The sequence below is a fragment of the Pseudomonas sp. WS 5059 genome (assembly GCF_012985525.1).
GTDB lineage: Bacteria > Pseudomonadota > Gammaproteobacteria > Pseudomonadales > Pseudomonadaceae > Aquipseudomonas.
On sequence record NZ_JAAQWO010000006.1, the window covers coordinates 237,574 to 264,306 of the forward strand.

Genomic DNA, 26,733 nt, shown 5'->3' on the forward strand with positions numbered 1-26,733 from the left:
CAGGGTTCAGCGTGGTTCGATGTGGGCAATCATCAGCTGCACGGTTTCCTGGCCACGGAATTCATTGACGTCCAGCTTGTAGGCCAGCTCCACCCAGCGAATGGTCGGGTTCGGCCACACTTCGCGGTCGATGCCAAAGGCAATGCCATCGAGCTCTACCGCGCCACACTCACTCTTGAGCACCACCTTGAGGTGACGCTCGCCCACCACCCGTTGCTCCACCAGTTGAAACACCCCGTGAAACAGCGGCTCGGGAAAATGCTGGCCCCAGGGCCCGGCGTTGCGCAGGGCGCGGGCCAGTTCCAGGTGGAACTCTTCCACCGCCAAGGTGCCATCGGACAGCAGGCGCCCGGTGAGGTCTTCTTCACGCAGTTGTCGGCGCACTTCGGCGTCGAAGGCGTCGGCGAACAACGGGAAGTTGGCTTCAGGCAAGGTCAGGCCCGCCGCCATGGCGTGGCCGCCGTATTTGGCGATCAGGTTCGGGTGCTGGCTGGCCACCACCGCCAGGGCATCACGGATATGAAAGCCCGGCACCGAGCGCCCGGAACCCTTGAGCAGGCCATCACCGGCGTCGGCAAAGGCGATGGTGGGGCGGAAATAGCGCTCTTTCATACGCGACGCGAGGATCCCGATCACACCCTGGTGCCACTCCGGGTCGAACAGGCACAGGCCAAACGGCATCGAGTCCAGCGGCAAGTCCTTGAGCTGGGCCAGGGCTTCGCGCTGCATGCCCTGCTCGATGGCCTTACGGTCCTGGTTCATGCCATCCAGTTGCGCGGCCATTTCCCGGGCCTGGGCGAAGTCGCTGGTGAGCAGGCATTCGATGCCCAGGCTCATGTCATCCAGGCGCCCGGCCGCATTGAGCCGTGGACCGAGGATAAAGCCCAGGTCGGTGGAGGTGATGCGCGTGTGGTCGCGCTTGGCCACTTCCAGGATCGCCTTGATGCCCGGCCGCGCACGCCCGGCGCGAATCCGCTCCAGGCCCTGGTAGACCAGGATGCGGTTGTTGGCATCCAGCGGCACCACGTCGGCCACGCTGCCCAGGGCCACCAGGTCGAGCAACTCGCCGATATTGGGCTGCGGTTGCTTGTCGTACCAGCCCAGGCTGCGCAGGCGCGCACGCAAGGCCATCAGCACATAGAAGATCACCCCGACGCCCGCCAGGGCCTTGCTGGGGAACCCGCAACCGGGCTGGTTCGGGTTGACGATGGCATCGGCCGCCGGCAGTTCATCACCGGGCAAGTGGTGGTCGGTGACCAGCACCTTGAGCCCTGCCGCCTTCGCCGCCGCCACGCCTTCGACACTGGAGATGCCGTTGTCCACGGTGATCAGCAACTGTGGCTCGCGCTGCAAGGCCACGGCGACGATTTCCGGGGTCAGGCCGTAGCCGTATTCGAAGCGGTTGGGCACCAGGTAATCCACATGCGCCGCCCCGAGCAAGCGCAGGCCCAGGGTGCCCACGGTGCTGGCGGTGGCGCCATCGGCGTCGAAGTCACCGACGATCAGGATGCGCTGGCGCTGCTCCAGGGCCGTCACCAGCAAGTCCACGGCGGCATCGATCCCTTTGAGCTGCTGATAGGGAATCAGCCGCGCCAGGCTTTTATCCAGCTCATCCTGCGAAGTCACGCCACGGGCGGCGTAGAGACGGGTCAACAACGGTGGCAATTCACCGAGGAACGGCAGGACGGCGGGCAATGGGCGGGGATCGATGCGCATGGGGTGATGGGGGCTTCTGTGCAATACAACGGTTAAAAAACACTATGAGTAACGACAAACATCAAATGTGGGAGCGGGCTTGCCCGCGATAGCGGTGGATCAGTTAAAGATAAGCCGACTGACACATCGCAATCGCGGGCAAGCCCGCTCCCACACAAGCCAGCCTACAGGGTCAGCCGCGTTCGCCAACCAGCCACTGCAGCTGCACTTCGTGCTGGCCGCGGTCGTCGGTGACGAAGATCGTGCCTTCGCTGATCATCACATCCCACTTGATCACCCGTGGCATGTCCTTGGCCAGGGTTTCCAGGATTTCCTGGGGCACCGCGGCGATATGCACGTTTTTCAGGTTGTTGGCCACCGGCACCACTTTGCCTTCCCACACCCGCAGGCTGCCGTAGGCCAGCAGGCTGGTCCGTTCGGTGCGGCGTGAGCACCAGGTCAGGCGGTCGGCATCGGGCTGGCCGACTTCGATCCAGTGCAAAACCCGATCATCCAGGCTTTTTTCCCACAGGGCTGGCTCGTCCACATCTGACAGTCCGCGACCAAACGACAACTGCTCGTTGTACCAAAGGGCGTAGGCCAGCAAACGCACGGTCATGCGTTCTTCGGTTTCCGAGGGGTGACGGGCGATGGTTTGCTTGACGCTCTCGTACACCGAACGATCGAGGTCGGTCAGGTTGAGTTCAAACTTGTAGGTCGTGGACGGCTGGGCCATGAACGGACTTCTAGAGACAGGGAAAGGCGGCCAGTCTAACCGATGGCGGGCTCATTCAACGAATCCTGCGCTGCATCATCCTTATCCCTGCACCGCTCGCCTATGTTAAAAGGCAATACAAACCTTCCTGCGCTAGTAAGGATCCTCATGTCGTTTACCGCCAAACCGCTTGCCGGCCTGAAAGTCATCGAACTGGGCACCCTGATTGCCGGCCCGTTCGCCTCGCGCATCTGCGCCGAGTTCGGCGCCCAGGTGATCAAGGTCGAATCCCCCGACGGCGGCGACCCGCTGCGCAAATGGCGCAAGCTGTATGAAGGCACGTCGCTGTGGTGGTTTGTCCAGGCGCGCAATAAACAGTCCCTGACCCTGAACCTCAAGCACCCCGATGGCCTGGCGATCCTCAAGCAATTGCTGGCAGACGCCGACATCCTGATCGAGAATTTTCGCCCTGGCGTCCTGGAAAAACTTGGCCTGGACTGGGACACCCTGCACGCCCTCAACCCCAAGCTGGTGATGGTGCGGCTCTCGGGCTTTGGCCAGACCGGGCCGATGAAGGATCAACCGGGCTTCGGCGCGGTCGGTGAATCCATGGGGGGCCTGCGCTACATCACCGGTTTCGAGGACCGCCCGCCGGTGCGCACGGGGATCTCTATCGGCGACTCCATCGCGGCGCTGTGGGCGGTGATCGGCGCACTGATGGCCCTGCGCCATCGCGAGGTCAACGGTGGCCTCGGCCAGGTAGTGGATGTGGCGCTGTATGAAGCGATCTTCGCGATGATGGAAAGCATGATCCCCGAGTTCGATGTGTTCGGGTTTATTCGCGAGCGTACCGGCAACATCATGCCGGGCATCACCCCGTCGTCGATCCATACCACCGCCGATGGCAAGCATGTGCAGATTGGCGCCAATGGCGATGCAATCTTCAAGCGCTTCATGCTGACCATTGGCCGGGAGGACCTGGCCAATGACCCGCAACTGGCCAGCAACGATGGCCGCGATACCCGGCGCGACGAGCTGTACGGCGTGATCGACCGCTGGGTCAACAGCTTGCCACTGGAACAGGTGGTGGAGCAGTTGAACCTGGCCCAAGTGCCTGCCAGCCGGATCTACAGCGCCGAAGATATGTTGGGCGACCCGCAATTCCTGGCCCGGGAAATGTTCCTCAAGGCCCAGTTGCCCGACGGCAAGGATTTCAAGATGCCCGGCATCGTACCCAAGCTTTCCGACACCCCAGGCAGTTGCGAGTGGGTCGGGCCGCAGTTGGGCGAGCACAATGCCGTGATCCTGCAAACTCTGGGCTACGACAGCAGCGCCGTGGCCCGCTTGCGCAAGGATGGCGCGATCTGATGCCGCTCGGAGCATGCGCAAGATAATGGCCGGCCGTTTCATCAGGGCGCTGCGGCGCCTATGGCTCATCGCCCCGCTGCTTGGGATGTGGCCGCTATCGGGCCAAGCACAGGACACCTTGACCTGGCTGATGCGCGACCTGCCGCCGATGACCATTTTCGATGGTCCGCAAAAGGGCCAGGGCAGCGTCGATAAATTGCTACCGTTGTTGATCGAGCGCCTGCCGCAGTATCGCCACCAGATCCTGCACGTTAACCGCGCCCGTGGCATGCAAATGCTCAATGCGCCCTCCTTCACCTGCGATCCATCGCTGGTATGGACACCCGCGCGAGCCAGGAACATTGTCTTTTCCACACCGGCGTTTGCCGTGTTGAGCAATGGCATCGCGAATCGCCGTAACCGACAGGACGCCCTGGCAAGCTATGTGGTTGACGGCCAGTTCGACCTGGCAAGGTTTCTCGATGCGCGACAGACACGTCTTGGGATCGTCGCCGAGCGTAGCTACGGCCCCGGGATTGACGAACAGTTGATCCACGCCGACCCACTCGAACTGGCCCCACACTACGGCAACGATGCCCTGGGCAGTTTGCTGCAGATGCAGCGCCTGGGGCGGCTGGAAGCCGTGTTGGGCTACTGGACGGAAATCCGCTATCAGGCAGCGCAACAGGATATTGATCCACAAGACCTGATGTTCTATCCGATCAAGGGCACGACGCGCTATCAACGGATCCATATCGGCTGCTCGAACACCCCGCAGGGGCGCCAGGCCATCAGCCATATCAACCGCGAATTGCAGAATATTCCCCAGGCGGCGCTACTTGAGTCCTACGCCAACAGGCTGGACCCGCTGATGCGCGAGCAATACCTCAAGGACAACCCGAAGTTTTTCAGCGAAACACCGCCGCCCTGATAAATTTTTGGCAAAAAGAAACCCCGAGCAGTGGGGAGACAACTCGGGGTTAAACGTGGCCTACAAAGACCAGTACAACAAGCTACAAGCACCGGAGCACAATGCTTGATCCTGCTGTTACAAGGTCTGACTCGCCTTCCTGTAGGAAGGTTCCAAAGATAAAAATTTCTTCATGCCTGGGCGGGAGCGCGCGCCTGGGCGGCGTTGCGCAAGGCTGCGATCACCGAAGGTTCCAGGCGCCCTTCGGCGATTTTCAGGTCGCGATGCAGGCAGTCCACAACGTCCACCAGGGCTCGCTTGTCGGTCAGTTGTGCGCGATCCACTTCGCGTTCGACCATGATCGCGCCCGTCGGGCTCTTCACCGTCACCAGGCATTCGCCGTGTACACCCGAGGCAGTCAGCGTGACCTGATAAGGGCTCAGCGCTTCGCCGAGCAATAGGCTGATACTTTCCATCTCGATCACCACTCAATCATGAGAAAAATAAATAACCACTGTAGGAGCACGCTCGCTCCTACAGGTAAGTGACCTACGCCAAAAGCACAAAGTTCGCCCTTGAGCTGAGCTTATCGAGCATGCATGGCAAATATGACAGAGAGAAAACAGCCGCCGACAGGCTAGAATCCCCTGATTATTGCCGGAGTCCACCGTGAGAGACGCGTCTGAACTGCCCCTGCGCATTGTCATAGCCGACGATCATCCGATTTTCCTGATCGGTTTGCGCGCAGTGCTGGAGCGCGACGCCCAGGTGCGCATCGTCGGTGAGGCCAACTCGCCCCAGGCCCTGGCCGCCCTGCTGCAAGACCGCCCCTGCGATGTACTGGTCACCGACTTCATGATGCCCGCCGAACCCCAGGCCGACGGCCTGCGCCTGATCGAACACCTGCGCCGGCATTACCCCGACCTGCCCATAGTGGTGGTGACCATGCTCAACAATGCGGGGCTGTTTCACTCGATCCTGGAACTGGGGGTCATGGGCCTGTTGAGCAAGGCCAGCCTGGCCGACGAGTTGCCCGAAGCTATCGACCAGGTGCGCCAGCAGCGGCCCTATGTGGCGCGTACCATTGAGCAGGCGCTGGCCCTGGCCGGCGCCGTGGGGGCTGATCGCCTGCATTCGCAGGACCAGCTATCCCCCCGGGAACTGGAAGTGATCCGCCTGCTGGCGGGGGGTAAGACGGTGGGCGAGATTGCCGCGCACCTCAATCGCAGCAAGCAGACGGTCAGCACACAGAAGGTCAGTGCCATGCGCAAACTGGGGCTGATCAGTGATGCTGCGCTGTTTATCTACGTGCAGGAACATGGGCTGGCCTAGATTGTGTAGGCACCGGCAAGCCAGCGCCTACAGGGCTATCGCGGCGGACTGGGCGAGCCAGTGTTGCAGCATCTGGGCACTCATCGGATGGGCAATCAGGCAACCCTGCAGCCAGGCCGGCCCCAGCGCGCGCACGGCGTCGCGGTCGCCGGGGGTTTCGATTCCGGTCACGACCACGCCGACGCCCAGGTGCTGGGCCATGCTCATGGCCCCGGCAACCACCGCGCATTTGCGCTCGTCACCCGCCATCCCACTGGCAAACACCGGGGGAATCTTCAGCTCGGTGAACGGCAACTCCAGCAAACGCTGCAAGCTGGTTCCGCCGATGCCGAAATCACCAATCGACAACTTGCAGCCGATCATCCGCAGGCGCAGCAAACCGGTGACATGGGCGCTGTCGGTCTTCAGGCGCGAGGTTTCCACCAGCTCCAGGGTCAGGTTGCGCGCGGGTACGGCAAAGCGTTGCAGCAGGCCTTGCAGCGTAAGCGCGAAATGCTCCTGCTCCAGCAGCCGCCCGGGAATGTTGACCGATACCGGCAGTTCCCGACCTGTGTCCCGGGTCACCTGGGCGCAAAGACGCAACACCTGATCCAGCACGTACCAGGTAAAGGCCTGCTCTAGCCCCGCCAACTCCAGCAGCGGCAGAAACTCGCTGGGCATCAACTGGCCATGCTCCGGGTCTTGCCAGCGGGCCAATGCCTCCACGCCTTGCAGATCACCGGCCTGGTTGACAATGGGCTGGTAGCAGACACTGGCGTAACGCTCGATGGCCGCCTCGCCGACCTCGGCGCAGAGTTTCTCGGTCGCGAATTCACTAACCCCCAGCATCTGGTGCACGCGCTCCCAGGACAATGCGTGCGGGCTAGGCCGCAAGCGTTGCCGGCAGGCATCGAGCATTTGCCCGATGGCCGTGGCAGAAGCCGGTTTGGGCATGCACCCCAATACGTTGAGCCCCGCCTGGCGCGCCATGCTCGCCACGCCTTCGAGCACATCGGGATCGGCATCGCTCAACAGGACCAGCACCTGGGCCTGGCTCTGCTCGGCCATTTCACGAATCAGCCCCAGTGAGTCGCCATGCTCCAGGTACAGATCGCAGATGGCGATATCCACCGGCCCCTTGCTCGCCAGCGACTGGCGGGCGACCTCGACGCTTTCGGCCGTCAGCACGTTGAACACGCCGTTGGCGTTGAGCATCTGGTGCAGGGCCATCAGCTGGAACGGGTGATCTTCGAGAATCAGGACTTTGAGTGAGCGCATGGAAAACTCTGGGGCTGCGTGCAAGATGCTGCACATTAGCCAAAACTGCGACAAGACCCCATAGGACGCGTCCTATTCTTGCCTGTTCAGATATGGCCGGATTTGCTCCTGCAACACCCGTATGGCCACGCAAACATTTTGCCAGCGCTGCGCCAACTCATCCTCACGGTACTCGCGCGCACTGCTTTCCAGGGCAATACAGGCCTTGGCCAATGGCAGCGCATCCACCAGGCAACAAATACCCTTGAGGCGGTGCAGGCTGGCCCGCAACTGCGCCAAGTCGTGTTCGGCCATGGCGTGGCCCAACAGGTGGTGCTCGTGCTCAAGGTTATTGGCCAACTCCTGCAACATGCTTTGCAGGATCGGACCGTCGGCCTGGGTCATCTTGCGCAAGGCCTGCAAGTCGAAGGCAGGCACCGCCGTGACCCGGGCCAGCACCTGGTTCCACTGCTCCAGGGTCACCGGCTTGACCAGCAGCGCATCCATACCCGCCCGCTGGCCGTGCTGGCCCTCGTCTTCCTGGGCATCGGCGGTGCAACCGACCAACGCACAGCGCGGGCGCTGCTCCTGGGCCTCTATCTGGCGAATGGCCTCGGCCAGGGCAAAACCGGACATGCCCGGCATATGACAATCGGTCACCAGCACATCGAACGCCTCGCTGCGCCAGCGCTGCAACGCTGCCTCGGCACTGTGCACGGCGACCACCTGGTGCCCGAGGAACTGCAACTGCTGGGCCAGCACCAGGCGGTTGGCCGACAGGTCGTCGACAATCAACACCGACAATGCCCGATCTGCCGGCAGCAAAGACGCTGCGGCCACCGGCGCGGGCAGGTCGTCACTGCCGACCCGGTCCAGGCGCAGGTCGATACACACGGTGGTGCCTTCGCCCAGGACGCTGTGCAGGGTGATTTGCCCGCCCATCAAGTCCACCAGTTGCTGGCAGATGCTCAAGCCCAAGCCGGTACCGCCATGTTCGGCTGCCGTCAGCGGGCTGCCCTGGATAAACGGCTTGAACACCCGCGCCTGCTGGTCGACGCCGATACCTGGGCCCGTGTCCTCGACGCACAGGTGCAAGTATTCATGCCCCTCGCCATCCAACTGGCAGGCGACACGCACGCGCACTTCTCCGTGCTGCGTGAACTTGAGCGCATTGCCCAAAAGGTTATGCATGACCTGGCGCAGGCGCAGCGGGTCGAACCAGTAAAAGCCTTGCGCCTGGGGATCGAAAGCCAGGGTCAGGTGCAGGCCCTTTTTCTGCGCCGTGGCTTCAAACAGCCGCTGGATGCCCTCGAAGAACCCTTTCAGGTCGGTGGTCTGTGGCGCCAGTTGCAGGTGGCCGGCCTCGATCTTCGCCAGGTCCAGGCTATCGCCCATCAAGGCAATCAACTCCCGCGCCGAACGATGGGCCACCTGCAGCGCCTCGGAGACGGGTGCGCCCGAGGCCAGGGCGCGTTCCTGCTCCAGTTCCAGCAGGCCGATAATCGCCGTCATCGGCGTGCGGATCTCATGGCTGAGGTTCGACACAAAGGCACTCTTGGCGAAGTTCGCTTCATCGGCGGCGCGCCGCGCATCCATCAACTGGGTTTCCAGGACCTTGCGCTCGTTGATGTCGACCCAACCGCCGAGCAGCCCCTGCAACTGGCCCTGGGCATCATAAAACGGCACGGTCCATTGATAGACATGGGCGATGCCGCCATTGAACTCCAGCTGGCGGTCGATAAACAGCGACTGCTGCGTGGCCAGTTGCTCCATGTGCCCGGTATGCAGGCGCAAGGCCGTGGCGGCGGGCAGCACTGCGCTCTGCGGCAGGGTCAGGCCGCGAATCTGGTCAAGCCGGGTGGCCAACTGTTGTTCATAGCTTTTGTTGCAGGTGACCAGGCGGCCAGCGAGGTCGCGCACAAATACCGGGTTGGGGATACCGTCGAGCAAGGCCCGCTTGAAGGCCAACTGGTCATTGAGCCGCCGCTCGGCCTCGACGCGCTGGCGGATCTGGCGCTTGAGCCGGCTGTTCCAGACCAGCGACACCAGCACAAACAGCAGCGCCGTGGCGACCGTCCAGTAGGCCCACGATGGCACACGCTGCCAAGCCGGCACCGGCACCGCCACCGCGCCCATCCAGCGCAGGCGCAGGGCACTCAACTCGGCCACCGGCAAGGCTTCCAGGGCCTTGTTCAAAATACTCAGCAGCTCGGGGTGGTCCTTGCGCACCGCCAGGCTGTCACTGGACCACTTGCCATCGACGCTGCGACCGGCACGCAATTCATCGGCCGGGTAGCTCTGCACTTCCACTTCACTCTGGATGGTCGCGGCGGCGTCTCCCCGGGCCACCAGGGCGCGGGCCTCGGTGTAGTTGGGCACCAGGCGCAGGCGGATCGTCGGGTATTCGCGGCGGATATAAGCCTCCAACACATGCCGCGCGGGCAGCGCCAAGACCCTGCCCGAGAGCTGGCGCAGGTTGATCACCGGCGGTGCATCGGCCCGCTCGACGAACACCCAGCCGGCGCCGCCAAACCCATGGCTGAAATCCAGAAAGCGCCGGCGCTCGGTGTTTTCCACCAGGGTGGTACTCATGTCCGCCGCGTGGTTTTCCAAGAGCTCAAGGGTTTGTGCGGTGGAAAACACTTCCTCGAGGACGAACTGCAAACCGGTCATGCGCGACAGGCGATTAAGCAGATCCACGTTCAGCCCGACCCAGCGGCCGTCCTTGTCCTTGAATACATACGGCGAATATTGCTGGGCCGCCACCAGCACCTGGGGATGGCGCAGCATCCAGGCCTGCTCGGCGGCGGTCAGGGGGATGCGCTCACCGTCAACGTCCACCCCCAGGCCGGTGGTCCAGCGGGCGAGGATTTCGCGGCGGACCGAGTCATCGATGCTGTGCAGCGCGCGGTCCAGCATGCGGCCCAACAAGGGGTCGGCCTGGCGCGTGGCGAAGGCAAAGCCAATCGGCGCCAGGCGGCTCTGCTCCTTGATCTGCATACCCAGGTAAGGCCGCAGGGACTTGTAGGCGCGCACGATCACTTCATTGCCGATAAACGCATCCACATCGCCCTGGGCCAAGGCCTCCAGGCCGCTGTAGAGGTTGGGCGCGAGCATGATATGGCTTTGCGGGTACGCCGCATGCACGTTCTTGACGTTGGCGTAACCATCAAGCAACACAACTTTCTTGCCCTTGAGGTCGTCTTGCATGGCCTCGTCAGTGCGCACCACCACCACTGAACGGTCCGGCATATAGTCCGGGGTAAAGGCCAGGCCAGGCACATCCCGCTCGTAGCCGTTGGCACTGGTGAGGATATCGATAGCCCCGCTGCGCAACGCTTCCACGGCCTGGGCCCGCTCGGCAAAACCCATCACTTGCATCGGCACGCCAAGCCGCGCGCCCACTAGGCTCAGGTAGTCGGCGCTGATGCCCTGGTAGCGATTGTGATCACGGGTGATATCGATGGGTTGGTAATCATCGATGGAGATCCCCACTTTCAAGCTGGGATGCTGCGCCAGCCACTGCTGCTCGGCGGGTGCCAGGGGCATGGGCGCCAGGGTGATAAACGCCGGCACCAGGTTGAACGGCAGGCTGACGGCGGCCAGGCTTGCAGGCAGATGACCGAGCAAGAGCATGCTCAGGAGGCACTGGCGCCATCGGGTCGTGAACCGCACCGTGGGGGTTTCCTTGTTGGTTATTGCGCACACAGCATAGCCTTACACCAAGCGACACCCCCTGTGGGAGCGGGCTTGCTCGCGATTGCGGTGGGTCAGCCAGCACATACTGCGCCTGGCACACGGCTATCGCGAGCAAGCCCGCTCCCACATTGGTGCTTCGGTGAGCGATGTACCCCAAATAAAAACGACGTTTCCCATCACGGGGTAAACGCCGTTTTTTTTAAGCAAACAACATTGAGTCAGCCAAGACTCAGAGCGGCTTACCACGATTGCCATGCTGGCTGACGAACGCCTGAATAGCCTTCAGATCATTAGGCAATACCGTGCAACGCTCTTCCCGCTCAAACAGGTCAGCCAGGTGCGGCGGCAGCTCCAAGGCCTTGCCGACACCGGCCTTCTGCACCGCCTCAGGGAATTTCACCGGGTGGGCCGTGCCGAGGATCACCATCGGGATATCCAGGCTGCGCCGGCATTCGCGTGCGGCCTTGACGCCAATGGCGGTGTGCGGGTCCAGCAGCTCGCCGGTCTGGGCATAGACTTCTGCGATGGTCTCGCAGGTTTGGGCATCGTCCACGGCCAGGGAGTCGAACAGCTTGCGGGTTTCGGTCCAACGCTCCTGATCGACGCTGAAACCGCCACCCTGCTTGAAGCTGTCCATCAGGCCGGCCAGGGCCGCGCCGTTACGACCGTGCATGTCGAACAGCAGGCGTTCGAAGTTCGACGAGACCATGATGTCCATCGACGGCGACAAGGTCGCGTGCAGGGTTTCCTTGACGTACTGGTTGCCGCTCATGAAGCGGTGCAGGATGTCGTTGCGGTTGGTGGCGACGATCAACTGGTTGATCGGCAGGCCCATGTTGCGCGCCAGGTAGCCGGCGAAGATATCGCCGAAGTTGCCGGTCGGCACCGAGAACGACACCGAACGCGCCGGCCCGCCCAACTGCAGCGAGGCGTGGAAGTAGTAGACGATCTGGGCCATGATCCGCGCCCAGTTGATCGAGTTCACCGCAACCAGACGCGTGCCTTTGAGAAAGCTCTGGTCAGCAAAGCTGGCCTTGACCATTTCCTGGCAGTCGTCGAAGTTGCCTTCGACCGCGATGTTGTGGATGTTCTCGCCAAAGATGGTGGTCATCTGCCGACGCTGCACGTCCGACACACGGTTGTGCGGGTGCAGGATGAAGATGTCGACGTTTTCGCAGTGCTTGCAGCCTTCGATGGCCGCCGAGCCGGTATCACCGGAGGTGGCACCGATGATCACCACGCGCTCGCCGCGTTTCTCCAGCACGTAGTCCAGCAGGCGGCCGAGCAATTGCAGGGCAAAATCCTTGAACGCCAGGGTCGGGCCGTGGAACAGCTCCAGCACCCATTCGTTGCCGTTCAACTGGCGCAGCGGGGCGATGGCGTTGTGGGAAAACACGCCGTAGGTTTCTTCGAGGATCTTCTTGAAGTCAGCATCGGGGATGCTGCCGGTGACGAACGGGCGCATGACCCGGAACGCCAGCTCGTGGTATGGCAGGCCGGCCCAGGAGGCGATTTCTTCCTGGGTGAAGCGTGGCAGGTTTTCCGGCACGTACAGGCCGCCGTCAGTGGCGAGGCCTGCGAGCAGGACGTCTTCGAAATTCAGGGCCGGTGCCTGGCCGCGGGTGCTGATGTAACGCATGACTGGCTCCTCTACAACATTCTTGAACAGAGGCCGCCGAACCTGCGGGGCCTCTGCAACCTATCGTTAGTTCAGGTGTTCGACACGGATCCGTACCACCGGCCCGACCACGCCTTGCAAGGCTTCCAGGGCGGCGATGGCATCGTTCATGTGCTGTTCCAGCACCCGGTGGGTCAGTAGGATCATGGGCACCAGGCCGTCGTGTTCTTCGACTTCCTTCTGCATGATCGACTCAATATTGATGCCACGCTCCGAGAGGATGCTGGCCACCTGGGCCAACACGCCTGGATGATCCTTGGCCTGGATTCGCAGGTAGTAGGAGCTTTCGCAGGCTTCGATCGGCAGGATCGGGTGGGCCGACAGCGAATCCGGCTGGAACGCCAGGTGCGGCACGCGGTTTTCCGGGTCGCTGGTCATGGCGCGGACCACGTCCACCAGGTCGGCGATCACCGACGAAGCGGTGGGTTCCATGCCGGCGCCAGCGCCGTAGAACAGGGTCGAACCGGCCGCATCACCATTGACCATCACCGCGTTCATCACGCCATTGACGTTGGCGATCAGGCGGTCGGCCGGGATCAGGGTCGGGTGCACGCGCAATTCGATACCGGCAGCGGTGCTGCGCGCCACGCCCAGGTGCTTGATGCGGTAGCCCAGGGCTTCGGCGTAGTTCACGTCGGCGGTGGTCAGCTTGGTGATGCCTTCGGTGTAGGCCTTGTCGAACTGCAGCGGGATCCCAAAGGCGATGGACGCCAGGATGGTCAGCTTGTGCGCTGCGTCGATGCCTTCCACGTCAAACGTCGGGTCGGCTTCGGCGTAACCCAGGGCCTGGGCCTCGGCCAGTACGTCTTCGAAGGTACGGCCCTTCTCGCGCATTTCGGTAAGGATGAAGTTACCGGTGCCATTGATGATGCCGGCCACCCAGTTGATACGGTTGGCCGACAGGCCTTCGCGGATCGCCTTGATCACCGGGATACCGCCAGCGACTGCGGCTTCGAACGCCACGATCACGCCCTTCTCGCGGGCCTTGGCGAAGATTTCGTTGCCATGCACGGCAATCAGCGCCTTGTTGGCGGTAACCACGTGCTTGCCGTTTTCGATGGCCTTGAGCACCAACTCACGGGCGACGGTGTAGCCGCCGACCAGTTCGATGACGATATCGATTTCAGGGTTTGTGGCCACGTCGAAGACATCGTTGGTAATCGCAATACCGGTCGTTTGGTACTGAGGCTTTGGCGTACGCATGGCAATTTGTGCCACTTCAATCCCACGCCCTGCACGGCGGGAAATTTCCTCAGCATTACGCTGAAGTACGTTCAAGGTGCCGCCACCGACGGTCCCTAACCCACAGATGCCTACTTTGACCGGTTTCACTGAAGAACTCCCCATGAAACGGCCGACTCAAGGTCGGCCGTGAAAAACAGCCGCACAACTGCGGCTCGCTATTAATGACCCGCCGACGAGTCGGCGGGTCTGACCGTCAAAGGCTCGACGATACTGTTTATTTGGCACCCAGCGCCAGTTTGGCGATTTGTGGGGCCGGCTGGTAGCCCGGAATGACCTGGCCGTCAGCCAAGACGATGGCCGGCGTACCGCTCACGCCAATCGACTGGCCCAGGTTGAACTGCTTGGAGACCGGGTTGGCACAGGCAGCAGCCTTGATGTCCTTGCCGTCGACCATCTTGTCCATGGCGCCTTTTTTGTCAGCCGAGCACCACACCGCCTGCAACTGCTTGTCACCCGGCGAACCCAGGCCCTGGCGCGGGAACGCGACGTAGCGCACTTCGACGCCCATCTTGTTCAGCTCAGGCACTTCGGCGTGCAGCTTGTGGCAGTACGGGCAGGTGGTGTCGGTGAACACGGTGATGTGGGTCTTGGTCTCGCCAATGGCCGGGTACACCACGGTTTCGGCAACCGGGATGGCGTTGATCAACTTGGACACGCCCAGGCGCTCGGCCTTCTCGGTGAGGTTGACCGGCTTGCCGTCTTTCAATTGGAACAGGTAGCCCTGGACGATGTACTGGCCGTCGGCGCTGGCATACAGCACGCGGCTGCCCTTGAGCTTGACTTCATACAGGCCGGCCATGGGGCTGGCGCTGATGCTTTCGACCGGAGTTTCGAGTTGGAGGCTTTCCAGACTCTTACGGATTGTCTTCTCGGCGGCGTCATCGGCGACGGCAAAGGTTGAGACCAACGCAATGGCTGCGGCGGCAAAAATCTGGGTCAAGCGCATGGGAACTCCTGAAGGCAGATGCAGGGACGAAGGCCAGGACGCCGATCTGGAAACACGGCTCGGGACCGTCCCCTTTGCAAACCGGCAAAGCCTACCACAATTGGGCGCCAGGGCAGACGCCGACGGCCAAATTGGGGCCTGTCAGCCCCTCGGGTGATGTTTGGCATGCAGGTCCTGCAACCGTGCGCGCGCCACGTGGGTATAAATCTGCGTGGTCGACAGGTCGCTGTGGCCCAGCAACATCTGCACCACGCGCAAATCCGCGCCATGGTTGAGCAGATGGGTGGCAAATGCATGGCGCAGGGTATGGGGGGACAGCGACTTGCCGATCCCGGCCACCTTGGCCTGGTGCTTGATGCGATGCCAGAAGGTCTGGCGGGTCATCTGTTCGCCGCGCAGGCTGGGAAACAGCACGTCACTGGGGCGCCCGCCGAGCAACTCGCTGCGGGCATCGCGCATGTAGCGCTCGACCCACACGATCGCCTCTTCACCCATGGGTACCAGGCGCTCCTTGCTGCCCTTGCCCATCACCCGCAACACGCCCTGGCGCAGGTTGACCTGCTCCAGGGTCAGGCTGATCAGCTCGGTGACGCGCAGGCCGCAGGCATATAAGACTTCCAGCATGGCGCGGTCACGCTGGCCGATGGCTTCGCTCAGGTCGGGCGCGGCCAGCAGGGCCTCGACGTCGGCTTCTGACAAGGACTTGGGCAACGGCCTGCCGAGCTGCGGCATGTCGACCTGCAGGGTCGGATCGACAGCAATCAGCTTTTCCCGCAGCAAATAGCGATAAAACCCACGCACTCCCGAGAGGAATCGTGCAGTGGAGCGCGGCTTGTAGTTTTGCTCAAGACGCCAGGCCAGGTGATCGAGAATCAACTCGCGCCCGGCATGGCTCAGTTCGAGGTTTTTCTCCAGCAACCAGCCATTGAACAGGGCCAGGTCGCTGCGGTAGGACTGGCGAGTGTTGTCCGACAGGCCTTTTTCCAGCCAGAGGGCATCGAGGAAGCGGTCGATCAGGGGGTGGTCAATGGCGGGCATGGGCGCTCGAACGGAGAAAAGAATGGGTAGATCCTATCGCAGCCGCGCTCTGTGTAGGAGCCGGCTTGCCGGCGATGGCGGTCTCACGTACTGCGGTGTTGCTGCGGTCCTCATCGCCGGCAAGCCGGCTCCTACGGGTCAATCCACAAACCCAGGCAACACCGGCACCGGCCGCTTATCGTCATCAATTGCGACAAAGCTGAACACACCCTGGATCGCCTTCTCGCGGCCATCGGCACTCATGCTCTCGACAAATACTTCCACTTCCACCTTGAGGCTGGTGTTGCCAACCTTGATCACGCGGCCAATCAGTTCGACGATGGAACCGGCCGGTATCGCGTGATTGAAGTCGATACGATCGGTAGACACCGTCACCAGCGGCAAACGGCAAAAACGCGTGGCGGTGATGAACGACACTTCGTCCATCCAGGCCAACGCAGTGCCGCCAAACAGGGTGTTGTGGTGGTTGGTGGTCGGCGGGAATACGGCCTTGGTGACGTGGGTCACGGACAGGTCGGTGCGGCGCTGGATTTCTTCGAGGCGGGTGGTCATGAACGGGTTCCGGGCAATGGGCAAATTTCAGGCACAAAAAAGCAGCCCGTAGGCTGCTTTTTTCTGCATCGGGAAGCTGGACTTAAGCCAGTTTTTCCTTGATGCGAGCTGCTTTACCGGACAGGTCACGCAGGTAGTACAGCTTGGCTTTACGTACGTCACCGCGACGTTTAACGGCCATGCTGTCGATTTGCGGGCTGTAGGTCTGGAAAGTACGCTCTACGCCAACACCGTTGGAGATTTTACGAACAGTGAAAGCACTGTTCACACCACGGTTACGCTTGGCGATTACTACGCCTTCGAACGCTTGCAGACGCGAACGGTCGCCTTCCTTCACTTTCACCTGAACGACAATGGTGTCGCCCGGGGCAAAGGTAGGGATCTCTTTGGTCATCTGCTCTGCTTCGAGTGCAAGGATGATTTTGTTAGTCATGCTGTGCTCCTAAGGTAAATCGTCGGATCTACCATCGATACGTTGTTAACTATCGTCCCGCGCGAGGATGTATTCCTCGAGCAGCTTCTTCTCTTCTCCAGAAAGCGAGCGGCTTTCCAGAAGATCGGCGCGTCGTTCATAGGTCCGACCAAGGGACTGCTGTAAACGCCAACGCCGGATGTGTGCGTGATTGCCACTTAGCAACACGTCGGGAACACGCTGATCCGCATACACCTCCGGTCGGGTGTAGTGCGGGCAATCCAGCAAACCATCCGTGAAGGAATCTTCCTCCGCGGAGTCCGCATGCCCTAAAGCTCCAGGCAGCAGTCGTGTAACCGCATCTATCAGGACCATCGCCGGCAGCTCACCGCCAGACAGGACATAGTCCCCAATCGACCACTCTTCATCGACATGAGCTTCAATAAAACGCTCGTCAATGCCTTCATAGCGACCGGCAATCAGGATCAGTGCTTCCTCATTCGCCAGTTCGCGTACCGCAGCCTGTTTCAGCTGGCGGCCTTGAGGGGACAGGTAAATTACCTTCGCCTTCTCCCCTGCTGCTGCCTTGGCCTGAACCAGGGCGTCTTCCAGGGGCTTGATCTTCATCACCATGCCCGGGCCACCGCCAAAAGGGCGATCATCCACAGTGTGATGTCGATCCGTCGTGTAGTCTCGCGGGTTCCAACAAGTAAGCTGCAAGAGCCCTTGTTTCACCGCCCGACGGGTGATGCCGTACTCGCTGATGGCGGAAAACATCTCGGGAAACAAACTGATCACTTCAATGCGCAAATTAGCCACGCTTAGAAGTCCGCGTCCCATTCCACCTTCATCTCGCCCGCTGCCAGGTCGACGGCCAACACGCATTGCTCGGTATACGGCAACAGGCGTTCGCGATCATCCAGGCTGCCAGCGCAAGGCTTGACCACCATTACATCATTGGCGCCGGTTTCCAGAAGATGATCGATTTTCCCGAGCAATTGCCCGAGTTGATCAATAACCTTCAGACCTTCCAGCTGGTACCAGTAGTACTCGCCATCGGTCAATTCAGGGAACAGGTTGCGCGGCACACAGATCTCATAACCGGCCAGAAGACGCGCTTCTTCACGATCATCGAGACCCTTGAGCTTTGCGACCAGGAACTTGTCGTTCCCGCGTCCACTGACCAGCTCGACCTGTTTCACACTACCTTCGCGCTTGAGCGTCCAGGTCTTGTACTGCAACAGGTTTTCAGTCGGATCAGTAAAGGAATACACCTTCACTTCGCCGCGAACGCCATGAACAGAGTAAATCTTGCCGATAACGATCAAATCATCAGCAACAGCTGGCGTCGCGTTCATATTGCTCAGGCTGCGGCCTTAGCCGAGTCCTTCAACAACTTGGCAACACGCTCGGATGGCTGTGCACCAACGCTCAGCCAGTAGGCTACGCGCTCTTGGTTCACGGACAGACGAACTTCTTGACCACGAGCAACAGGGTTGAAGAAACCAACCTGTTCCTTGTGCGAACCGTCACGCGGGTTGCGGCTGTCGGTTACGGTCAAGTGGTAAAACGGGCGCTTTTTGGAGCCGCCAAGGGCAAGACGGATTGTTAGCATGTGAACATCGTTCCTGTAGTCGGTGCTGCAAATCTAAATGCACAGCGGGCATGGGTGCCCGAAAGGCCGCATATTCTAAGGAATATCCGGACTTTTGCAAATGTCTTTTTCCGGCGCCTGACCGCGTGCCATTCAGATCTGCTATAGAGCCGTCGGTTAAAACGGCGAGTCAGCTCCCGCCAACGGCGGGTTTGCTGGAGATCCCACATCCCTGTGGGTCTGCGCAAGAGCGAACTCTTGCGCGAATTCTTTACATCTTCGGCATGCCACGACCGGGCATCATACCTCCCATGCCACGCATCATTTTGGCCATGCCGCCTTTGGCCGAGAATTTCTTCATCATCTTTTGCATCTGCTTGTGCTGCTTGATCAAGCGACCGATGTCCTGCACCTGGGTGCCGGAACCCATGGCAATCCGACGTTTGCGCGAACCGCTGATCAGCTCAGGGTCACGGCGCTCGGCCGGGGTCATGGAGTTGATGATGGCTTCCATCTGCTTGAACTGCTTCTCTGCCGCGCCCTGGGCATTGCCCATTTGCGCCAGGTTCACACCACCGATGTTCGGCAGCTTGTCCATCAGGCCGCCGAGGCCGCCCATGTTCTTCATCTGTTGCAGCTGATCACGGAAGTCTTCGAGGTCGAAGCCCTTGCCCTTCTTCAGCTTCTTGGCCAGTTTGTCGGCCTTGTCCTTGTCGAGGGTTTGTTCAGCCTGCTCGATCAGGCTGAGCACGTCGCCCATGCCGAGGATCCGCGAGGCGATCCGCTCCGGGTGGAACGGCTCGAGCGCTTCGGTCTTCTCACCCATGCCGATGAACTTGATCGGCTTGCCGGTAATTGCGCGCACCGACAGTGCGGCACCGCCACGGGCATCACCGTCGACCTTGGTCAGGATCACGCCGGTCAAAGGCAGCGCATCACCAAAGGCCTTGGCGGTGTTGGCCGCATCCTGGCCGGTCATGGCGTCGACCACGAACAGGGTTTCTACCGGGTTGATCGCAGCATGCAGCGCCTTGATCTCGCCCATCATCTCTTCATCGATGTGCAGGCGACCGGCGGTATCGACGATCACCACGTCGATGAATTTGAGCTTGGCTTCTTTAATAGCAGCGTTGGCAATGTCGACCGGCTTCTGGCTCAGGTCGGACGGGAAGAAGGTCACGCCGATTTCCCCGGCGAGCATTTCCAGCTGCTTGATCGCGGCCGGACGGTAGACGTCGGCCGACACCACCATCACCGACTTTTTCTTGCGCTCTTTAAGGAAGCGCGCCAGCTTGGCAGCGGTGGTGGTCTTGCCCGCCCCCTGCAAACCGGCCATCAGCACAACGGCCGGTGGCACGGCGCTGAGGTTCAGGTCTTCGTTGGCCGCGCCCATCAGGCTTTCGAGTTCGGCCTGCACGACCTTCACAAAGGCCTGGCCCGGCGTCAGGCTGCGGGACACTTCAGTGCCAACCGCACGCTCCTTGACCGAGTTGACGAAATCCTTGACCACAGGCAAGGCAACGTCGGCTTCGAGCAACGCCATGCGCACTTCGCGCAGGGTGTCTTTAATATTGTCCTCGGTCAGCTTGGCCTTGCCGGTGACATGGCGCAGCGTCTGCGAGAGACGGTCAGTCAGGTTTTCAAACATGCGCGATCCTTTCAGGCCCTATTCATCGAAGTGCATCGGTAGACCGAGGTAATGGCGGCCCAGGCTGTGATAAATCGCTATTAAAAACAGCGCTCGGCGAGCCTGCGGCGTGGGCAGGTCGCGGATTATAGCGAAGACTGCCGCCATGCACACCCGCTGTCTGGCCCAGTGGTCTTTCGTGGAACGCAGGTGTGTGCCAAACTCATCGGCTTTCGGGCTTGCCTAACAGGATTTATGCTCCCTTTGTCACCCAGTTTGCTACCCAGTCTCGCCGCCGCACTCTTGTATGCCGCTGCGACCCTCTATCAGGGCACCCGCCTGGCCCAACGCGCCAGGGCGGACAAACGCCTGCTGGCCGGCCTCGGCGTGCTCGCCCTGGTGGCCCACGCTGCCAGCCTGTTCACCCACCTGATGACGCCAGTGGGCCTGGGCCTGGATTTTTTCAGCGCCGCCAGCCTGATTGCCGCCGCGGTCATCGCCTTGACGCTGCTGGCCTGCGCGCGGATCCCGGTGGAAAACCTGCTGTTGCTGCTCTTTCCCCTGGGCATGCTGACGGTGCTGCTGGCACAATTCGCCCCCACCGGCACGGTGCAGGTAATTGATGAAGAGCCGGGCATCCTCGCGCACATCCTGTTGTCGATCCTGGCTTACGGCATGTTTACCATCGCCGTGTTCCAGGCATTGCTGCTGCTCTTGCAGGACCACCAGCTCAAACACAAGCACCCTTCCGGGCTGATCAAGAACTTCCCGCCGCTGCAGACCATGGAAAGCCTGCTGTTCGGCTTTCTCTGGGCCGGCTGGACGCTGCTGTCGCTGTCGCTGATTTCCGGCTGGCTGTTCGTCGAGAACCTGTTCGCCCAGCACCTGGTGCACAAGACCCTGCTGGCATGCCTGGCCTGGGTGGTGTTCAGCGTACTGCTGTGGGGCCGCAATCGCCTGGGTTGGCGTGGGCACAAGGCAATCCGCTGGACCCTGGCCGGTTTCTGCCTGCTGATGCTGGCGTATTTCGGCAGCAAGCTGGTTCGCGAATTCATCCTGCATATCTGACGGGCAGCGATTATGGACAATTTGCCCCTGGAGCCGATGCTCGCCGTAGTCGCGCTGCTGGTCTTGTGGTCAGCGCTGTTTACCGCCATCGAAGCCGCCCAGCACCATTTGCTGGCCCTGCGCCCCGGTACACGCCAGGGCGACAAGGCCGCCGCCCGCCTCAGCTTCCCGCGCAATAGCCTGATCCTGTGCAATACCTTATGCCGCGCGGTGGTAGTGATTCTCTGCACCCTGCTGGCGCTTCATGCCTGGGCCGAAAACGGTCCCTGGCTCGGCTGGCTGATCTCCAGCGGGCTGCTGCTGGTGCTGGCCGATTACCTGCCGCGCACCCTCGCCACCCGCTACCCGCAGGCGGTGCTGGGGTTTGGCAATACGCTGCTGGGCGTGCCGCTGAAGATCCTCTACCCCTTGGCCTGGGTGCTCAATGGCCTCAGCCTGCTGTTGTTGCGCCCTTTCGCACGCAAGTCCGGGATCGTCAAGAAAAGCGACGAGCCACAGAGCGACCCGTCCGACGAGCAAGCGTCAGACGCGAACGATGACCCGACGTCAGGCATGCCGGGCATCCACGCCCTGGACAACATCACCGTCAATGACATCCTGGTGCCGCGCAGCGAAGTGGATGGCATCAACCTCGACGACCCTATCGAAGAGATCATCGAACAACTGCGCACCTCCCAGCGCACGCGGCTGCCGGTGTTCCACAGTGATATCAACCAGGTCGAGGCGGTGCTCAACACCCGGCAGATCCAGCACCTGCTGCCCGACGCCAGCCTGACCAAGGACGCCTTGCTCGCGGCCTGCCACGAGCCGTACTTCGTCCCGGAAAGCACGCCGCTGCAACTGCAACTGCTGAATTTCCACAAACAACAACGCCGCCTGGGCATGGTGGTGGACGAGTACGGTGAGGTGCTGGGCATCGTCACCCTGGAAGATATCCTGGAAGAGATCGTCGGCGAATTCGAAAGCGAGCAGAGCCTGGACAACCCGCTGATCCAGCCCCAACCAGACGGCCGCTACGTGATTGACGGCGCCGTATCAATCCGCGAACTGAACAAATGCCTGGGCTGGCACCTGCCCAGCGACGGCCCCAAGACCCTCAACGGCCTGGTGACCGAAGCGCTGGAGACCATTCCCGATTGCGCGGTGTGCGTGAAGATCGGCCGTTATCGCCTGGAAATCCTCGAAACTGAAGACAACCGGGTGAGCAAGGTGTTGATCTGGCATATCGGCTCAGCGCCGATTGCTACCTAAATCCGAGAGCAGGCTTGTGTGGGAGCGGGCTTGCCCGCGATAGCATCACCTCAGTGTCACTGATACACCATCGCGCCAGGATCGCGGGCGAGCCCACATTTGATCTTTCCAGCCCCAAAGACCGCGCTCCAGCCCTTGTTTGCAGCGCAAACCCCTTCCTATAATCAACCCCGCTTACCCAAGCCCCGCCCGACCGCGTGCTACCCGCACTGAGCGTGTCCAGGCACCGCGTCATCGTGTCTGACCGGTACTCGCTCCCATCCCGAGCCGACTCCGCGCACTGCCCTGATCCATGGGTGCAAGACCAATAATAATCCGCGCCAAAGGCGCAATGACCATCAGGGATACCTCAATGAGCACCACCTATAACGAGGCCGCTCCCGCCGCCCCGACCAACTCGACCAGCCGCGTCGCGACCGCGAGCATCATCGGCACCGCCATCGAGTTCTACGACTTCTATATCTACGCCACGGCCGCCGCGCTGGTGATCGGCCCGGTGTTCTTCCCGCAGAGCTCCGGCACCGCGCAGATGCTGGCGGCGTTCCTGACCTTCGGTATCGCGTTCATCGCCCGCCCCCTGGGCTCGGCGCTGTTCGGCCATTTCGGTGACCGGATCGGGCGCAAGTCGACGCTGGTCGCCTCATTGCTGCTGATGGGCGTGTGTACCACCCTGATCGGCCTGTTGCCGGGTTACGACAGCATCGGCGCCTGGGCACCGATCCTGCTGTGCGTGCTGCGTTTCGGCCAGGGCCTTGGCCTGGGTGGGGAATGGGGCGGTGCCGCACTGCTGGCCACCGAGAACGCGCCCAAGGGCAAGCGCGCCTGGTTCGGCATGTTCCCGCAACTGGGGCCTTCCATTGGCTTTTTGGCGGCCAACGGGCTGTTCCTGATCCTGGCGATGAACCTGGACGATGAGCAATTTCGCAGCTGGGGCTGGCGCATTCCGTTCCTGCTCAGCGCCGCGCTGGTGATGGTGGGCCTGTATGCGCGCCTCAAACTGCACGAAACCCCAGTGTTCGCCAACGCCGTGGCCAAGGAAAAACCGGTGAAAGTGCCGCTGGTCGAGCTGTTCAGCCAGCATTGGTTGCAGGTGCTGCTGGGCGCGGCGGCGATGGTGGTGTGCTATGCGCTGTTCTATATCACCACGGCGTTTTCCCTGAGTTACGGCGTGAGCACCCTGGGCTACAGCCGCGAAACCTTCCTCGCACTGTTGTGCTTTGCCGTGCTGTTCATGGGCGCGGCCACCCCACTGGCAGCCCTGGCCAGCGACCGTTATGGGCGCAAACCGGTGCTGATCGTCGGTGCGGTGCTGGCGATTCTTTCAGGGTTCACCATGGAACCGTTGCTGACCCATGGCTCGACCTGGGCGGTGGCGCTGTTCCTGTGCCTGGAACTGTTCCTGATGGGCGTGACCTTTGCGCCGATGGGGGCGCTGTTGCCGGAACTGTTTCCGACACGCGTGCGTTATACCGGGGCGTCGGCGGCGTATAACCTGGGCGGGATCGTTGGCGCTTCGGCCGCACCGTTTTTCGCGACCAAACTGGTGGCGATGGGTGGGCTGAGTTATGTCGGCGGGTATGTGTCGGCGGCAGCGTTGCTCAGTTTGATTGCGGTGCTGTGCCTGAAAGAGACGCGGGATAACGATTTGAACAAGGTCGCCTGATAGACCGCTATCGCGGGCAAGCCCGCTCCCACATGTGCAATGCATTCCAATGTGGGAGCGGGCTTGCCCGCGATGCTTTTACAGCTCTACAACCACCGCCTGGGAAGCACGGGTCGCCTTGGCCCGGGCAGCCTCGATAGACTCATCCCGCGCCAGCGCCACGCCCATGCGGCGCTGGCCATTCACTTCTGGCTTGCCGAACAGACGCAATGCCGTGTCCGGCTCGCTCAGGGCCGCGCCGAGGTTGGCGAACGCTGTCTGGGTCGACTGCCCTTCCACCAGGATCACCGCCGAAGCCGAAGGCCCGAACTGGCGGATCAACGGAATCGGCAAGCCCAGGATCGCCCGCGCATGCAGGGCAAACTGCGACAAGTCCTGGGAAATCAAGGTCACCAGGCCAGTGTCGTGGGGGCGCGGCGAGACTTCGCTGAACCACACCTGGTCGCCCTTGATAAACAGCTCGACACCAAACAGGCCACGGCCACCCAGGGCCTCGGTCACGGCTTTGGCGACGCGCTCGGATTCAGCCAGGGCCGCCGGGCTCATGGCCTGGGGCTGCCACGACTCCTGATAGTCACCCTTCTCCTGACGATGGCCCACAGGCGCGCAGAAGGTGGTGCCACCCACGTGACGCACGGTCAGCAGGGTGATTTCGTAATCAAAGTCGATAAACCCTTCGATGATCACCCGGCCCTTGCCGGCGCGGCCGCCTTCCTGGGCGTAGTCCCAGGCTTTCTGCACATCATCGACGCTGCGCAACAGGCTTTGGCCCTTGCCCGACGAACTCATCACCGGCTTGACCACGCACGGGAAGCCCAGGTCTTCGACGGCCTTGCGATAGTCTTCCACGGTGTCGGCGAAGTGGTACGGCGAAGTCGGCAGGTCCAGCTCTTCAGCGGCCAGGCGGCGAATGCCTTCACGGTTCATGGTCAACAGCGCCGCGCGGGCGGTGGGGATCACGGTAAAGCCTTCAGCCTCCAGCTCCACCAGGGTGCCGGTGGCAATGGCTTCGATTTCCGGGACGATGAAGTGCGGTTTTTCCGCCTCGATCACCGCACGCAGGGCCGCGCCGTCGAGCATGTTGATCACGTGGCTGCGATGCGCCACCTGCATGGCCGGCGCGTTGGCGTAGCGATCCACGGCAATCACTTCAACGCCCAGGCGTTGCAGTTCGATTACCACTTCCTTGCCCAGCTCACCGCAGCCACACATCAATACGCGGGTCGCGGTTGGCGACAATGGAGTTCCGATTCGGGTCATCTCAGGTCCTCAGGGGAGCGGATCAGGGGGAGAAAGGCCGGCATTTTACATGAACGGCGGGCATTGGCCTCAGTTAGCGACACGCTGGCGCCGCAAACGCCAGGCCATGGCCAGCCACACCACGGTGACCCCGGCAAATTTCGAGGCCAGGGCGGTGCCGACCACAGCGGGCGTCAACGCGCCGATCAGGCCAAAAAAGATAAAGGTATCGAGGGGAATGCTCAGTGCCGAACTTATCCACAGCCGGTCGTGCAACGGGCGCTTGGTGATGCTGAAGACCAGCCAGTCGATGCACTCGGACACCGCGAACGCCGTGGCGCTGGCCAGGGCGATGGACGGATCGGAGGTGATATAGGACAGCGCCAGCGCCGCGAGCATGGCGATGATCGCCCCGTGGCCGAAGCGCGTTTGCACCATGTCCCGCAGGATAAACACCAGGCCACCCCAGGCGGACCAGATGACATCCAGGTGCGGGGCGGTGGAAAAGGCGAAGTTGATCAGCACGACGCTGCTGATATAGGCGATCAGGAAGAGCATGGGGCGAGGGACCTGTGGGTAATGCGCACAGGGTACACAATTACAGGGATGTCGTCTGGAGGGGCCCCATCGCGAGCAAGCCCGCTCCCACATTTGATCGCGTTCCTGCTGGATAAACACGGTCGAATGTGGGAGCGGGCTTGCTCGCGATAGCGGTGGTTCAGGCTCCGGATTTCCCAGGAATCATCCACAACACCCCACTGGCCTTCGCCCGCTCATGACACAGCCCCAGCACCACCCGGCGCTCGGCGTTGTCCATGCGGCTCCAACGGGTGATTTCGTCGACATTGCGCTGGCAACCGGTGCAGATATCGTCGTCATCCAGAGCACAAATACTCACGCAGGGCGAGGCGACGGGGCGTTCAACCGGGTTCATTCCGGCTGCTCGACCAGGTCACGGGCATAGCGCTGAGAGTTGTGCACATAGTGCGCAGCACTGGCTTCGAGCATCCTCTTCTGCTGCTCGGTCAACTCCCGTACCACCTTGCCAGGCGAGCCCATTACCAGCGAGCCATCGGGGATTTCCTTGCCCTCGCCGATCAACGAATTGGCGCCGATGATGCAGTGCCGGCCAATCTTGGCGCCGTTGAGGATCACCGCATTGATGCCAATCAGGCTGTAGTCGCCGACGGTGCAGCCATGCAGCATGGCGTTATGCCCAACCGTCACACCGGTGCCCAGGGTCAGCGGGTAGCCCATGTCGGTGTGCATCACGCTGCCGTCCTGCACGTTGCTGTTCTTGCCGATCAGGATCAGCTCGTTGTCGCCACGCAACACCGCGTTGAACCAGACGTTGGCGCCCTCCTCGAGCTTGACCTTGCCTACCAGCGTGGCATTGGGAGCCACCCAGCTGTGTGGATGGGTCTCGACACGGGCCTCGCCCAGGCGGTATTTCATGGTCTTCCCTCACGGCTTGCCATTCAAACGA

Annotated in this window: 25 protein-coding genes; 6 read left to right on the top strand and 19 right to left on the bottom strand. The window is 61.7% G+C overall.

From position 1 onward, the window contains the following. Window positions 1-6: 6 nt before the first annotated feature. Entirely contained in the window at window positions 7-1,716 is a 1,710-nt protein-coding gene (recJ, locus tag HBO12_RS19140; RefSeq protein WP_170042950.1) for a single-stranded-DNA-specific exonuclease RecJ, read from the bottom strand. A 172-nt stretch (window positions 1,717-1,888) separates the two neighbouring features. Then, on the bottom strand, window positions 1,889-2,431 hold the full coding sequence (locus HBO12_RS19145; protein WP_057438005.1) for a YaeQ family protein: 543 nt from the start codon (window positions 2,429-2,431) through the stop codon (window positions 1,889-1,891). A 147-nt stretch (window positions 2,432-2,578) separates the two neighbouring features. On the opposite strand from HBO12_RS19145, the gene HBO12_RS19150 reads away from it, so the two are divergent. Together HBO12_RS19150 and HBO12_RS19155 are read left to right on the top strand one after the other, a co-directional pair. Beyond that, window positions 2,579-3,778: a CaiB/BaiF CoA transferase family protein gene (locus tag HBO12_RS19150; protein ID WP_169955689.1), complete on the top strand. Its 1,200-nt coding sequence runs from the start codon at window positions 2,579-2,581 to the stop codon at window positions 3,776-3,778. A 25-nt stretch (window positions 3,779-3,803) separates the two neighbouring features. After that, on the top strand, window positions 3,804-4,688 hold the full coding sequence (locus tag HBO12_RS19155; RefSeq protein WP_170043065.1) for a TIGR02285 family protein: 885 nt from the start codon (window positions 3,804-3,806) through the stop codon (window positions 4,686-4,688). 170 nt (window positions 4,689-4,858) lie between these two features. On the opposite strand, the gene HBO12_RS19160 is transcribed toward HBO12_RS19155, so the two are convergent. Beyond that, window positions 4,859-5,143 carry a DUF3509 domain-containing protein gene (locus HBO12_RS19160; protein WP_169955687.1) on the bottom strand — a complete coding sequence of 95 codons (285 nt, stop codon included), beginning with the start codon at window positions 5,141-5,143 and terminating at the stop codon, window positions 4,859-4,861. A gap of 193 nt (window positions 5,144-5,336) precedes the next feature. On the opposite strand from HBO12_RS19160, the gene HBO12_RS19165 reads away from it, so the two are divergent. Further along, on the top strand, window positions 5,337-5,999 hold the full coding sequence (locus HBO12_RS19165; RefSeq protein ID WP_169955686.1) for a response regulator: 663 nt from the start codon (window positions 5,337-5,339) through the stop codon (window positions 5,997-5,999). Between the two features lie 27 nt (window positions 6,000-6,026). On the opposite strand, the gene HBO12_RS19170 is transcribed toward HBO12_RS19165, so the two are convergent. The 12 genes from HBO12_RS19170 to ffh all read right to left on the bottom strand — a co-directional run bounded on the left by HBO12_RS19170 (window position 6,027) and on the right by ffh (window position 20,047). Next, window positions 6,027-7,256, bottom strand: a complete 1,230-nt coding sequence (locus HBO12_RS19170) for an EAL domain-containing response regulator (RefSeq protein ID WP_169955685.1) — start codon at window positions 7,254-7,256, stop codon at window positions 6,027-6,029. A 72-nt stretch (window positions 7,257-7,328) separates the two neighbouring features. Further along, window positions 7,329-10,871: a transporter substrate-binding domain-containing protein gene (locus HBO12_RS19175; protein WP_170043066.1), complete on the bottom strand. Its 3,543-nt coding sequence runs from the start codon at window positions 10,869-10,871 to the stop codon at window positions 7,329-7,331. A gap of 292 nt (window positions 10,872-11,163) precedes the next feature. Continuing rightward, the gene (gene thrC / locus HBO12_RS19180) at window positions 11,164-12,573 is read right to left on the bottom strand and encodes a threonine synthase (protein WP_029296283.1); all 1,410 of its coding nucleotides are present in this window, start codon (window positions 12,571-12,573) and stop codon (window positions 11,164-11,166) included. 66 nt (window positions 12,574-12,639) lie between these two features. Continuing rightward, a complete protein-coding gene (locus tag HBO12_RS19185) occupies window positions 12,640-13,944 on the bottom strand; it encodes a homoserine dehydrogenase (RefSeq protein WP_029296281.1) in 1,305 nt (434 codons plus the stop codon). A 127-nt stretch (window positions 13,945-14,071) separates the two neighbouring features. Beyond that, the gene (dsbC, locus tag HBO12_RS19190; protein WP_170042951.1) at window positions 14,072-14,803 is read right to left on the bottom strand and encodes a bifunctional protein-disulfide isomerase/oxidoreductase DsbC; all 732 of its coding nucleotides are present in this window, start codon (window positions 14,801-14,803) and stop codon (window positions 14,072-14,074) included. Window positions 14,804-14,944: 141 nt separating this feature from the next. Then, complete coding sequence (gene xerD / locus HBO12_RS19195; RefSeq protein WP_169955682.1) at window positions 14,945-15,841, bottom strand: site-specific tyrosine recombinase XerD; 897 nt, start codon at window positions 15,839-15,841, stop codon at window positions 14,945-14,947. A gap of 138 nt (window positions 15,842-15,979) precedes the next feature. After that, on the bottom strand, window positions 15,980-16,393 hold the full coding sequence (locus HBO12_RS19200; protein ID WP_057437995.1) for an acyl-CoA thioesterase: 414 nt from the start codon (window positions 16,391-16,393) through the stop codon (window positions 15,980-15,982). A gap of 82 nt (window positions 16,394-16,475) precedes the next feature. Continuing rightward, on the bottom strand, window positions 16,476-16,826 hold the full coding sequence (gene rplS, locus HBO12_RS19205) for a 50S ribosomal protein L19 (RefSeq protein ID WP_003175895.1): 351 nt from the start codon (window positions 16,824-16,826) through the stop codon (window positions 16,476-16,478). 45 nt (window positions 16,827-16,871) lie between these two features. Next, window positions 16,872-17,645, bottom strand: a complete 774-nt coding sequence (gene trmD / locus HBO12_RS19210; RefSeq protein WP_170042952.1) for a tRNA (guanosine(37)-N1)-methyltransferase TrmD — start codon at window positions 17,643-17,645, stop codon at window positions 16,872-16,874. Continuing rightward, window positions 17,627-18,163, bottom strand: coding sequence for a ribosome maturation factor RimM (rimM, locus tag HBO12_RS19215; RefSeq protein ID WP_010565276.1), 537 nt, complete (start codon window positions 18,161-18,163; stop codon window positions 17,627-17,629). The genes trmD and rimM overlap by 19 nt, the downstream gene beginning before the upstream one ends. A 5-nt stretch (window positions 18,164-18,168) precedes the next feature. After that, a complete protein-coding gene (gene rpsP, locus HBO12_RS19220; RefSeq protein WP_003175899.1) occupies window positions 18,169-18,420 on the bottom strand; it encodes a 30S ribosomal protein S16 in 252 nt (83 codons plus the stop codon). Window positions 18,421-18,670: 250 nt separating this feature from the next. Then, window positions 18,671-20,047 (bottom strand): signal recognition particle protein, encoded by a 1,377-nt coding sequence (gene ffh, locus HBO12_RS19225; RefSeq protein ID WP_029296179.1) that lies wholly within the window; start codon window positions 20,045-20,047, stop codon window positions 18,671-18,673. Window positions 20,048-20,281: 234 nt separating this feature from the next. Between ffh and HBO12_RS19230 the strand changes: the two genes are divergently transcribed. From HBO12_RS19230 to HBO12_RS19240, 3 genes are all read left to right on the top strand, one after another. After that, a complete protein-coding gene (locus tag HBO12_RS19230) occupies window positions 20,282-21,094 on the top strand; it encodes a cytochrome C assembly family protein (protein WP_407073441.1) in 813 nt (270 codons plus the stop codon). Between the two features lie 12 nt (window positions 21,095-21,106). Next, the gene (locus HBO12_RS19235; RefSeq protein ID WP_170042953.1) at window positions 21,107-22,345 is read left to right on the top strand and encodes a transporter associated domain-containing protein; all 1,239 of its coding nucleotides are present in this window, start codon (window positions 21,107-21,109) and stop codon (window positions 22,343-22,345) included. Window positions 22,346-22,697: 352 nt separating this feature from the next. Then, window positions 22,698-24,008 carry an MFS transporter gene (locus tag HBO12_RS19240; RefSeq protein WP_169878379.1) on the top strand — a complete coding sequence of 437 codons (1,311 nt, stop codon included), beginning with the start codon at window positions 22,698-22,700 and terminating at the stop codon, window positions 24,006-24,008. Between the two features lie 78 nt (window positions 24,009-24,086). Here HBO12_RS19240 and purT read toward each other — a convergent pair whose 3' ends face one another. The 4 genes from purT to HBO12_RS19260 all read right to left on the bottom strand — a co-directional run bounded on the left by purT (window position 24,087) and on the right by HBO12_RS19260 (window position 26,702). Then, window positions 24,087-25,268 carry a formate-dependent phosphoribosylglycinamide formyltransferase gene (gene purT, locus HBO12_RS19245; protein ID WP_076962107.1) on the bottom strand — a complete coding sequence of 394 codons (1,182 nt, stop codon included), beginning with the start codon at window positions 25,266-25,268 and terminating at the stop codon, window positions 24,087-24,089. A gap of 69 nt (window positions 25,269-25,337) precedes the next feature. Continuing rightward, window positions 25,338-25,805, bottom strand: a complete 468-nt coding sequence (locus HBO12_RS19250) for a VUT family protein (protein WP_169956637.1) — start codon at window positions 25,803-25,805, stop codon at window positions 25,338-25,340. 160 nt (window positions 25,806-25,965) lie between these two features. Further along, window positions 25,966-26,181, bottom strand: coding sequence for a DUF1289 domain-containing protein (locus HBO12_RS19255; RefSeq protein WP_057437987.1), 216 nt, complete (start codon window positions 26,179-26,181; stop codon window positions 25,966-25,968). After that, entirely contained in the window at window positions 26,178-26,702 is a 525-nt protein-coding gene (locus HBO12_RS19260; RefSeq protein WP_170042954.1) for a gamma carbonic anhydrase family protein, read from the bottom strand. Before HBO12_RS19260 ends, HBO12_RS19255 begins: the two co-directional genes overlap by 4 nt. Window positions 26,703-26,733: the final 31 nt, after the last annotated feature.